The sequence below is a fragment of the Flavobacterium anhuiense genome, assembly GCF_004151235.1.
GTDB classification, from domain to species: Bacteria; Bacteroidota; Bacteroidia; order Flavobacteriales; family Flavobacteriaceae; genus Flavobacterium; species Flavobacterium anhuiense_A.
Genome location: NZ_JUIV01000007.1, coordinates 194775 through 206060, shown reverse-complemented (window position 1 = coordinate 206060; position 11286 = coordinate 194775). Strand labels below are relative to the sequence as shown.

Below are 11286 nucleotides of genomic sequence, written 5' to 3'. Positions count from 1 at the left end.
ATGTGGGAGAGTATGTCGTCGCCTTTCTTTTGAAAACCCTGTTTTTTAAACGGGGTTTTTTATTCAAATTTTTGCTTATAGAAATATAAACAATAAGGTACCTTAGCTCAGATGGTAGAGCAATGGACTGAAAATCCATGTGTCCCTGGTTCGATCCCTGGAGGTACCACATCATGCTCGGATGGTGAAATTGGTAGACACGCTGGACTTAAAATCCAGTGAACAGCAATGTTCGTGCGGGTTCAAGTCCCGCTCTGAGTACTAAAAACTTCAATTAGCTTTTGTTGATTGAAGTTTTTTTTTGCTCTAAACTGAAATAGGTTTTTCTCTTTATCACTATTCTAAAATATTAAACTTCAAAAGCTGTTTTAATCAGAAATTTTATATTTTTACTTCTCTATTTAACTTTAACTATTACTTTCAGCGATGCAAAATGTTTTTCTTAAAGAAGATTGTGATCAATTTATAAGTAGAATTAATCAGCTTACAGCTAATACACAACCACTTTGGGGTAAGATGTCTGTAGATCAGATGTTGGCTCACTGCAATGTAACGTATGAAATGGTTTATGATAATATTCATCCTAAACCAAACGCTTTAATGAAACTTCTTTTAAAACTATTGGCTAAAAACAAAGTAGTAAGCGAATCTCCTTATCCAAGAAATCTTAGTACAGCTCCGCAATTTATCATTAAAGGAGATCGTGATTTTGAGCTGGAGAAAAGCAGATTGATTTCTTATATTCAAAAAACGCAAGAATTAGGAGAAAAAGAATTTGAGGGTAAAGAATCGTTTTCTTTTGGTGTATTGTCTTCTAAAGAATGGAATAATATGTTTGTAAAACATTTAGACCATCATTTTTCTCAATTTGGTGTTTAATTTAATCTACGATTATGAGAATTTATATAATCATTCTTTTTCTTCTTTTAGGGCTATCTTCTAATGCTCAAAAACAAGAAGCTCAAAAATGTATCGAATCTTTTTTTGAAGGATTCCATCAAAGAGACACAACAAAGATTAAATTAGTTTGTGCAGATAAAATGATTTTGCAGTCTATTAGCGAAAGCATTGTAAAAGGGAATAAATTGTCCAATGAAAGTGCAAAAGAGTTTTATAAATCTATTGCTTCAATTCCTACGAGCATGAAATTTCAAGAGAAAATTTTAAGCTATAATATTCAGATTGATGGTAGTATGGCACATGTTTGGACTCCCTACGAATTTTACATCAATGATAAATTAAGTCATACAGGAGTGAATGCTTTTACATTATTTAAAGAAAAAGATTCTTGGAAGATTATTTATTTAATTGATACAAGAAGGAAATAGTTAGATTACTTCTGTATTATAGTATAAGCAAATGTCTGCTAATAGGCATTCAAGACATTTAGGTTTTGGTCTGCAGGTCTCTCTTCCTAAAAAAGAAATTGCCATTCCAATTTCTGACCAAATATTCTTAGGAAGAACTTGCATTAAATCTTTTTCTACTTTGTTTCCGTCTTTGCTTTCTTTTATAATTCCGATTCTAGGGGCTACACGAATAACATGTAAGTCAGCGATAATTCCTTCAGCTGGTTTATTTGATTCTCTCAGAATAACATTCGCAGATTTTCTTCCAACGCCTTTTAAGGCTGTTAATCCTGACATTGTTAGTGGAATATTTGCGTTTTCTTTAATAGTTTTTGCTATATCTAGAATCCATTGAGCTTTTGTAGTGTAATTTCGAACTTTAGTAATATGTGATATAAAAGTTTCTATATCAGTTTGAGATATGCTTTTTAGTGTTGGGTATTTTTCAAATAATTTTGGTGCTATAGTATTTATATTGGCATCAGAATCTTGTGCTGAAAGAATAACCATTACAAGCAATTGATAAGTGTTATGATATTCCAAAGGATGTTTCTTTCCTTTGTATTTTTTTAAAATGGGTTTTAATTTTGTTTCCCAATCCGAAGTCTGTTCAAATAAATCCATTTGGTTTTTAAGTTTAAAATATTGATAATTAGTTTTTTATATTTATAAATTTACGGATTTTGTATGAATTCTAGAATTTTTTTAATAACACTATGATTTCCTAAAATTTTCCTGTGACCAAGACCATCAGTTAAAAATAAAGAACCATTTTTAAGGTTTTCGTGAATATGTATTCCAGCTTTAACAGAAACTTCAGGATCATCATTATCATGCATAACTAAAACAGGAATTTCTACCTTTTGAGCAGCTTTATAAGCAGAAAAATCATCCATTTTAACCTGATACATATTTTCAAAATAGACTCTTAGGTGTATGCTAATTTCTTTCTTTAATCCTAGTTTAAATGTAAATTCATCTAAAATATCTTGAACAATATCGCCGCTTCCTATAATTACTGCTTTTTCTACTTTAAGTCCATCTTTTATCGAATTTAAAACAGACATTCCACCTAAAGAATGTCCAATTGCGATTTCAAAAGGACCAAATTGTTTTTCTATTTCCAATATAGAAGCTATAAATTCGGACATTATAGTTGTCTTGCCTTTTGATTTTCCATGTGCTGGGGCATCAAAACTAACTGTCGAATAGCCATTTGCTAAAAGTTCATCAGCTATTTTAAAAAGTTGTGTTCCTCTTCCAGACCAGCCATGAACCAATAATACTTTGCGTGGGTTATCGCCATATATATAAGTAACTACACTTTTATCGATAGCAGGGACATAAACTATCTTTTGCTGACTTTTTGAATCCATTTCCAATTCCCGTTTGGGAACTTTATGCTTTATAGGCGTTGTGAAAATCTTTGCAGCAAATTTTGTGACTAAATTTGTTGAAATAAATGCGCAAATTTTCGCAGAAATTATAATAATCTTAGGAATTTTTAATGATTTAGTAGGATTAATTGCCTTTTTTGCCATTTCAATAAAACTTGTTTAAACTAAAGATTTTTGCTTGATTTTTTGCTAAATTTAGAAAACATAAAAGTAGTATTTAAATGATTGCTTCTTATCTATAATCATAAATTAATTTCTTGAATGGAAATATTTCATATTAGTGCAGAATGCTACCCTGTGGCAAAAGTTGGAGGCTTGGGAGATGTAGTTGGTGCATTGCCAAAATATCAGCAGTCTGCTGGACATGAAGTTAGAGTTGTAATTCCTTGTTACGACACAAAGTTTAGGCACGAAAATGATTTTGAATGTGTCCATTGGGGTACAGTTAAATTAGGAGATTTTAATTTTCCGTTTAGTGTTTTAAAGGAAACAACAGATAAATTAGGATATGAGCTGTATCTGATCGAGATTAATGAATTATTCAATCGTCCGAATGTCTATGGGTACGAAGATGATATAGAAAGATTTTTGTCTTTTCAAATTGCGACATTGGATTGGATTATAGCACGAAATAAAATTCCAGACATTATTAATTGCCACGATCATCACACTGGAGTTATTCCGTTTTTATTGCAATTTGCTTATAAATATGAAAGTATAAAAAATGTAAAAATGGCCATAACGATTCATAATGGTTTGTATCAAGGATGGTTTGGTTTTGATAAATTGTATTATTTACCAGAGTTTGACTTGAAACATGTTGGGTTTTTAGAATGGAGCAATTCGATAAACTCTTTAGCAGTAGGAATAAAATGTGCAAATGCGGTAACAACAGTTTCTCCAAGTTATTTAAATGAAATTAATATTTCGGCAAATGGTTTAGAATCATTGTTTAATTCTGTAAGAAATAAATCAAGGGGAATTTTAAATGGAATCGATATTGAAGTTTGGAATCCGATAAAAGATAAAATGATTGTAGAAAATTATTCGATTGAAGATTTTGAAATAGGAAAACAGAAAAATAAAGAAAAACTGTGTGAAGAATTTGATTTAGACCCTTCAAAGCCACTGTTTAGCTTTATTGGAAGATTGTTTGAAGAAAAAGGAGGCGATTTGCTTCCGCATGCTTCTGCTTTGGCTTTGTCAGAACATTTTGAAGAAATTAATATTTTGATTTTGGGATCAGGAAATGCAGCAATTGAATCACAGCTGACTCAACTGCGAAATGATTATAAAGGAAATTACAATGTTTTTATAGGTTATAATGAAGAATTGGCGCATTTGATTTATGCAGGTTCAGATTATATTTTAATGCCCTCAAGGGTAGAGCCATGCGGATTAAATCAGATGTATGCGATGCGTTACGGAACAATTCCAATTGTTAGAAGAACTGGAGGATTGAGAGATACGGTTATTGATTTTGGTGATGAAGGAAATGGAGTTTGTCATGATCAAGCTTCTGTGGCTGATATATGCTATTCAATAAATCGTGCTGTTAGGTTGTATGAGGATAAAATAAACTTCAATAAAGTTTTAAAAAGAGGAATGTCAGCAGATCATTCCTGGGAAAGAGTTTGCCAAGAATATATCGAAATATACAACTTAATAATTCAGCAAGATGAAATTTAAAAAGAAAAATGTAGTCGCCATTATTTTAGGAGGTGGACAAGGTTCACGTTTATTTCCATTGACAGAAACAAGATCAAAACCGGCGGTTCCGATTGGAGGAAAATATCGTTTGGTTGATATTCCTATTTCAAATTGTATAAATTCGGATATTTTTAAAATATTTGTTTTGACACAATTTAATTCTGCGTCACTAAATGCTCACATTAAAAACACTTTTAATTTCAGTATTTTTAGTCAGTCTTTTGTTGATATTTTAGCTGCTGAACAAACTCCAGACAATCCAACTTGGTTTCAAGGAACGGCCGATGCTGTGAGACAATGTATGTCACATTTTTTGAAACACGATTTTGATCACGCTTTAATTCTTTCTGGAGATCAATTGTATCAAATGGATTTTAATGAAATGCTCGAAGCGCATATTGCTGCTGACGCTGAAATTTCTATTGCAACTTTGCCTGTAAATGCAAAGGATGCACCTGAATTTGGTATTCTTAAAACCGATCACGAAAACAATATTCATGCATTTATAGAAAAACCTCATGCTTCTTTATTGCCAGAATGGGAATCTGAAGTGAGTGAGCAAATGCAGGAAAAAGGCAAAAAATATCTGGCTTCTATGGGGATTTATATTTTCAATAAATCATTGCTTGTAGAATTAATGGCTGACCAAGAAACAAAAGATTTTGGTAAAGAAATAATTCCCCAATCTGTTGGAAAACATAAAATCTTAAGCTACCAATATGAAGGATATTGGACTGATATTGGAAATATCGAATCATTTTTTGAAGCAAACATTGGTTTAACAGCAGATATTCCAGAGTTTAATTTGTTTGATAACGAGAATAAAATTTTTACAAGACCTAGATTACTGCCTCCATCTAAATTTAGAAATTCGATTATCAATCAATCTCTGATATCAGAAGGCTGTATTATTAATGCCAAAGAAATCAAAAGTTCAGTAATAGGGATTCGTTCCAGAATTGGAGAAGGAACCGTTTTGGAGAACTGCTACGTTATGGGTAATGATTTTTATCAAGATCTTGACGAATTAAACCATGAAAGTAGTATTAATAAAATTCATGTCGGAATTGGCGAAAACTGCTTTATTAATAATGCTTTAATTGATAAAAATGTTCGTATTGGAAATAATGTTCACATTAGTGGAGGAAAACATTTAGACAATTTTACGAATGAATTGTATAGTATAAAAGATGGTATTGTTGTCATCAAAAAAGGAGTTACGCTTTCAGACAACTTTAGAATTGAATAAAACCTGAAAAAATATTATAAAAATCCCAAATTCCAAATTTCAATCGCCTTAAAAATCAAACATGACTAAAGTAATCGCACATTCTCTTTTTACCGATTTTGACATAGATTTATTCAAAGCTGGGAAACACTTCAGATTATATGAAAAATTAGGAGCTCATTTAACTGAGGTGAACGGAGTTAAAGGTGTTTACTTTGCAGTTTGGGCTCCAACTGCGCAGTCGGTTTCTGTTGTGGGCGATTTCAATTATTGGACTCAGGGCGAACATAATCTAAATGTGCGTTGGGATTCTTCTGGAATTTGGGAAGGATTTATTCCTGATATTTCAAAAGGAGCACTTTATAAATATAAAATCCGATCTAATATCAATGGTGTAATTACCGAAAAAGCCGATCCTTTTGCACTTTATTGTGAAAAACCGCCTCATACAGCTTCTGTTGTTTGGGATTTGGATTATAAGTGGAAGGATGAAAATTGGATGCAGAAACGTCAGGATTATAATGCATTAGATAAACCATATTCGGTTTATGAAGTACATTTGGGGTCTTGGAGAAGAGCAGAACATAATCGGTTTTTGACTTATTTGGAACTTGCAGATGATTTAGTAAAATATGTAAAAGAAACTGGTTTTACGCATGTTGAGTTTATGCCTATAATGGAATATCCGTACGATCCTTCTTGGGGTTACCAATTGACGGGATATTTTGCACCGACTTCACGCTTTGGCAAACCACAGGATTTTATGGTTTTGGTTGATAGATTGCATCAGGAAGGAATTGGAGTAATTTTAGACTGGGTTCCGTCGCACTTTCCTGATGATGCTCATGGTTTAGGCTTTTTTGATGGTTCGCATTTATATGAACATCCAGATAGGAGAAAAGGGTATCATCCTGATTGGAAGAGTTTAGTTTTTAATTATGGAAGAAATGAAGTTCGTGCTTTTCTAATCAGTAATGCTGTTTTTTGGCTTCAAAATTATCACATTGACGGACTTAGAGTCGATGCTGTGGCTTCTATGCTTTATTTGGATTATTCTAGAAAAGATGGAGAATGGGAAGCTAATATTTTTGGAGGAAGAGAAAATCTTGATTCCATTAGCTTTCTTAAAGAATTCAATGAAGTAATCTATTCTAATTTTGATGGAATTCAAACTATTGCAGAAGAAAGCACTTCTTTTCCGATGGTTTCAAGACCCACTTCTATAGGAGGTTTAGGTTTTGGAATGAAATGGATGATGGGCTGGATGCACGATACTTTAAAATATTTTCAAAAAGAAACCGTCTATAGAAAATACCATCAGAATGAATTGACTTTTTCGATGACCTATGCTTTTACTGAAAATTTCATGCTTCCATTTTCGCATGACGAAGTGGTGTATGGCAAAAATTCGCTTATCTATAAAATGCCTGGTGACGAATGGCAGCGTTTTGCAAATTTGAGATTACTGTATAGCTATATGTTTACGCACCCTGGAACAAAACTTCTGTTTATGGGAGCTGAATTTGGTCAAACTTCAGAATGGAATTTTGAACAAAGTTTAGACTGGCATTTACTGCAATATGATTTTCATTCTGGAATAAAAAGATTGATTACAGATTTGAATCAATTGTATAAGTCACAGCCAGCTTTATACGAAAAACAATTTAGTGGCGATGGTTTTGAATGGATTAATTATTCAGATCACCAAAATGCTATTTTATCATACATGCGAAAGGGAAATAATCCTGATGAGAATTTAATTGTGGTGTGCAATTTTACTGAAGTTGTTCGAGAAAATTATAGAATTGGTATTCCCAAAAAAGGCAAATTGAAAGAGATTTTTAATAGCGATGCCACAATTTACGGTGGAAGTGGCGTAGAAAATTCTAATACATTAAAAATAGAAACAGTTGCTTATGATGGAAGAGATTTTTCTGTTGCATTAATCTTACCGCCTTTAAGTGTTACTGTATATTCTTTGATTGAATAAAAAATCTTGAACTAAGGTTTTGTCATTATATCGTTTCAAAATTATCAAATTGCTGATTTTTTGTTTTGTAATTTGAAACTCATTCAGAAAAAACGTTTTCGTGAATAAACCTTTTATTCATAGGGCGTTACGAACTTTTTTTGTATGTTTGGATATGAGGAAAATGTTAAATTAATTCATTTGAGATATGATTACAAACACATCATTAGAATACAAAGGCGATTTATACCCATCAAAAATTGTCTCTTATGAACATGAAGGAGATTCTATTTTCTTTAACACCGACAACAAAGTAATTTTAAAAGTTACTGTTCTTCGTGATAGTCTAATTCGATTCCGTTTTACTACAAAAGGGTATTTCAGCAATGACTTCTCATATGCTATCGATAAAAGTCAGCTTCACGGTTATAATTTTTTGGAACTTACTGAAGAAGAAACGTATTTCCAGATTAGAACAAGCAAAGTAAAATGTAAAATCCAAAAAGCAGATCTTCGTCTCTCAATTTATGATTTAAACGATTTTCTAATTCTAGAAGATGAACTTGGTTTTCATTGGGAAGAAAGCTATGAATATGGTGGAAACATTGTAAAAATGAGTAAATACTCTAAAGACGGAGAATGTTATTACGGTCTTGGAGATAAAGCCACTCAAATGAATCTTAAAGGCAAAAGAGTAGAAAATTTTGCTACAGATCAATATGCTTACCAAAAAGATCAGGAACCTTTATATAAAGTTGTTCCGTTTTACATTGGCTTGCACAACAAACAATCTTACGGAATATTTTTTGACAATACATTTAGAACTTTCTTTGATTTTTGTCAGGAAAGAAGAAATATTACCAGTTTTTGGGCAGAAGGTGGTGAAATGAATTATTACTTCATTTATGGCCCGCAGATGCAAGATGTTGTTACTACTTATACCGATTTAACTGGAAAACCAGAATTACCGCCACTTTGGGTTTTAGGCTATCATCAATGTAAATGGAGTTATTATCCGGAAAGTAAAGTAAAAGAAATCACTTCAAAATTCAGAGAACTTCAAATTCCATGTGATGCCATTTATTTGGACATTGATTATATGGATGGTTTTAGGTGTTTCACTTGGAACAAAAACTATTTTCCAGATCCCAAAAAGATGGTTGCTGAACTAGCCGAAGATGGTTTTAAAACGGTTGTAATCATCGATCCCGGAATTAAAATTGATAAAGATTATTGGGTTTACAAGGAAGCTTTAGAAAAAGATTATTTCTGCAAAAGAGCCGATGGTCCTTATATGAAAGGAAAAGTTTGGCCAGGCGAATGCAATTTTCCAGATTATACAAATCCCGCAGTTAGAGAATGGTGGGCCGGTTTGTTTAAAGAATTAGTTTCAGAGATAGGAGTAAAAGGTGTTTGGAATGATATGAATGAACCTGCTGTAATGGAAGTTCCCAATAAAACATTTCCAATGGATGTTCGCCACTTTTACGATGGAAATCCTTGCAGTCATAGAAAAGCCCATAATATTTACGGAACTCAGATGGCAAGGGCAACTTATCATGGTGTGAAACGATTCGCTTATCCGAAACGTCCATTTGTAATTACAAGATCGGCTTATTCTGGGGCTCAGCGATACACTTCTTCTTGGACAGGAGATAACGTAGCAACTTGGGAACATTTATGGATTGCAAATATACAAGTGCAGAGAATGTCTATTTCTGGAATGGGATTCACAGGCTCTGATATTGGTGGATTTGCAGAACAGCCTTCAGGTGAGTTATATGCACGTTGGATTCAGTTAGGCGTTTTTCATCCTTTTTGTAGAACACACTCTTCAGGAGATCACGGAAACCAGGAACCGTGGTCATTTGACGAAGAAGTAATTAATATCACTAGAAAATTTGTTAGTCTTCGCTATCAATTGCTTCCTTATTTATACACCATGTTTTGGCAATATATTGAAGAAGGAGTTCCGATGTTAAAACCGCTAGTTTATTTTGATCAGGATGATACGCAGACACATTATCGCAATGATGAATTTATCTTCGGAAATCAAATTTTGGTGTGTCCAATACTTGAACCTAACGCTGTAGGTAGACGTATGTATATTCCTAGAGGAGAATGGTATAACTACTGGACAAATGAGCTTTTTATTGGAGGAAGAGAAATCTGGATTGATAGTAAATTTGATGAGATTCCGGTTTTTGTAAAAGCGGGTGCAATTATTCCTAAATATCCAGTTCAGCAATATGTAGGAGAATTAGAATTTGATGAATTGACACTTGATGTTTACTATAAAAACGGTAAAGAGCAGTCAGCAGTTTATGAAGATGCTCAAGATGGCTATGATTATAAAAAAGGGCGTTACAGTTATTTGTCACTAAGAAATATAGGAAAAGAAAAAGAGCTTATTATTCAGCTTCACAAAGAAGGAAAATACGAAACGCCTTATTCTAAATATAAAATCAATTTAATTGGACTTCCATTTAAAGTTACAGAAATTGAAATTGACAATGAAAAAATAGAGTTTGATAAAATTAGTTTCGAGCAAAATAATTTCTTAGTGGTTGATAAAGAGTTTAATGAGCTTCACATTATTGGAGAATAGTTAAATTTTGATAATTTTTTGATTTATCGTATAAAACATTTTATCTTTTTTAATCGTATTTTTGCTATAAAAATAGCTCGAATTATGAAAAAATATGTGTTTTTAGGGGTTTTTGGAGCACTTATTATGGGTTGCGCAACAAATCCAATTACGGGAAAACAAAATTTGAATTTTGTTTCAAATAGCGAATTATTTCCATCCTCTTTTCAGCAATACAGTACTTTTTTGTCTGAAAACAAAGTTATTACCGGAACAGCAGACGCAAAACTTGTTGAAACTGTAGGGTTTAAAATAAAGGCAGCTGCAGAAAGATATTTGAATTATTTAGGTCAGACACAATATCTAAAAGATTATCGTTGGGAATATAAATTGGTAGACAACAAAGAAGTAAATGCATGGTGTCTTCCAGGAGGTAAAATTGTGGTTTATTCTGGAATTCTTCCAATTACACAAAACGAATCAGGTTTGGCAACGGTAATGGGGCATGAAGTTTCTCACGCTTTGGCAAATCACGGTGCACAAAGAATGTCTGCGGCACAATTACAGCAAATAGGAGGTGCGGCTTTAGGAGCTGCAACAAGCGGAAAATCTGAAGCAACACAACAAATATTTGCTCAAGCCTACGGAATTGGTTCTGAAGTAGGAGTTATGCTTCCATTTAGCAGAAGCAACGAAAGTGAAGCTGATAAAATCGGTTTGACTTTAATGGCAATTGCAGGTTACAATCCAGATGATGCTGTTGCTTTTTGGAGCAGGATGGCGGCGAAATCAGGTGGTTCAGGAACTCCAGAATTCATGAGCACTCACCCTTCTGATGCTACAAGGATTGCTAATATTAAAGCTTTGATTCCCGAAGCAAAAGCAATTGCATTAAAAGTAGGAACTATTAAATAAAATATATTTTTAGGATATTAAGAAAAGCTATTCATTATGAATGGCTTTTTTGTTTATAATTTATTAATGAACGAATTAGATAATTTGTATTTGATTATCATAAAAAATAGATAAATTCGTAGCCTATTTAA

Annotated in this window: 9 protein-coding genes and 2 tRNA genes; 9 read left to right on the top strand and 2 right to left on the bottom strand. The window is 32.7% G+C overall.

The window, feature by feature from the left end; translation table 11 throughout:
- The first annotated feature begins 96 nt into the window (after positions 1 to 96).
- The 4 genes from NU08_RS11445 (at position 97) to NU08_RS11430 (ending at position 1328) form a co-directional block, all read left to right on the top strand.
- A tRNA-Phe gene (locus tag NU08_RS11445) sits at positions 97 to 169 on the top strand.
- Between the two features lie 6 nt (positions 170 to 175).
- A tRNA-Leu gene (locus NU08_RS11440) sits at positions 176 to 261 on the top strand.
- A 165-nt stretch (positions 262 to 426) separates the two neighbouring features.
- Positions 427 to 879, top strand: a complete 453-nt coding sequence (locus NU08_RS11435) for a DUF1569 domain-containing protein (protein ID WP_129747231.1) — start codon at positions 427 to 429, stop codon at positions 877 to 879.
- 14 nt (positions 880 to 893) lie between these two features.
- Entirely contained in the window at positions 894 to 1328 is a 435-nt protein-coding gene (locus NU08_RS11430) for a nuclear transport factor 2 family protein (RefSeq protein WP_129747230.1), read from the top strand.
- On the opposite strand, the gene NU08_RS11425 is transcribed toward NU08_RS11430, so the two are convergent.
- Together NU08_RS11425 and NU08_RS11420 are read right to left on the bottom strand one after the other, a co-directional pair.
- Entirely contained in the window at positions 1329 to 1973 is a 645-nt protein-coding gene (locus tag NU08_RS11425) for an endonuclease III domain-containing protein (RefSeq protein ID WP_129747229.1), read from the bottom strand.
- A gap of 50 nt (positions 1974 to 2023) precedes the next feature.
- Positions 2024 to 2890, bottom strand: a complete 867-nt coding sequence (locus tag NU08_RS11420; RefSeq protein ID WP_129747228.1) for an alpha/beta hydrolase — start codon at positions 2888 to 2890, stop codon at positions 2024 to 2026.
- A gap of 117 nt (positions 2891 to 3007) precedes the next feature.
- Between NU08_RS11420 and NU08_RS11415 the strand changes: the two genes are divergently transcribed.
- From NU08_RS11415 to NU08_RS11395, 5 genes are all read left to right on the top strand, one after another.
- Positions 3008 to 4435 (top strand): glycogen synthase, encoded by a 1428-nt coding sequence (locus tag NU08_RS11415; RefSeq protein WP_129747227.1) that lies wholly within the window; start codon positions 3008 to 3010, stop codon positions 4433 to 4435.
- A complete protein-coding gene (locus tag NU08_RS11410) occupies positions 4425 to 5705 on the top strand; it encodes a glucose-1-phosphate adenylyltransferase (protein WP_119791109.1) in 1281 nt (426 codons plus the stop codon). The genes NU08_RS11415 and NU08_RS11410 overlap by 11 nt, the downstream gene beginning before the upstream one ends.
- 61 nt (positions 5706 to 5766) lie before the next feature.
- Complete coding sequence (glgB, locus tag NU08_RS11405; protein WP_129747226.1) at positions 5767 to 7674, top strand: 1,4-alpha-glucan branching protein GlgB; 1908 nt, start codon at positions 5767 to 5769, stop codon at positions 7672 to 7674.
- Positions 7675 to 7861: 187 nt separating this feature from the next.
- On the top strand, positions 7862 to 10261 hold the full coding sequence (locus tag NU08_RS11400; RefSeq protein WP_129747225.1) for a glycoside hydrolase family 31 protein: 2400 nt from the start codon (positions 7862 to 7864) through the stop codon (positions 10259 to 10261).
- Positions 10262 to 10345: 84 nt separating this feature from the next.
- Positions 10346 to 11155, top strand: a complete 810-nt coding sequence (locus NU08_RS11395) for a M48 family metallopeptidase (protein ID WP_129747224.1) — start codon at positions 10346 to 10348, stop codon at positions 11153 to 11155.
- Positions 11156 to 11286: the final 131 nt, after the last annotated feature.

What these genes read in the sequence shown, in the direction of transcription:
- NU08_RS11410 (WP_119791109.1), top strand. Translation starts at nt 4,425, where the DNA reads ATGAAATTTAAAAAGAAAAATGTAGTCGCCATTATTTTAGGAGGTGGA.
- NU08_RS11400 (WP_129747225.1), top strand. Translation starts at nt 7,862, where the DNA reads ATGATTACAAACACATCATTAGAATACAAAGGCGATTTATACCCATCA.
- NU08_RS11435 (WP_129747231.1), top strand. Translation starts at nt 427, where the DNA reads ATGCAAAATGTTTTTCTTAAAGAAGATTGTGATCAATTTATAAGTAGA.
- NU08_RS11430 (WP_129747230.1), top strand. Translation starts at nt 894, where the DNA reads ATGAGAATTTATATAATCATTCTTTTTCTTCTTTTAGGGCTATCTTCT.
- NU08_RS11420 (WP_129747228.1), bottom strand. Translation starts at nt 2,890, where the DNA reads ATGGCAAAAAAGGCAATTAATCCTACTAAATCATTAAAAATTCCTAAG.
- NU08_RS11425 (WP_129747229.1), bottom strand. Translation starts at nt 1,973, where the DNA reads ATGGATTTATTTGAACAGACTTCGGATTGGGAAACAAAATTAAAACCC.
- glgB (WP_129747226.1), top strand. Translation starts at nt 5,767, where the DNA reads ATGACTAAAGTAATCGCACATTCTCTTTTTACCGATTTTGACATAGAT.
- NU08_RS11415 (WP_129747227.1), top strand. Translation starts at nt 3,008, where the DNA reads ATGGAAATATTTCATATTAGTGCAGAATGCTACCCTGTGGCAAAAGTT.
- NU08_RS11395 (WP_129747224.1), top strand. Translation starts at nt 10,346, where the DNA reads ATGAAAAAATATGTGTTTTTAGGGGTTTTTGGAGCACTTATTATGGGT.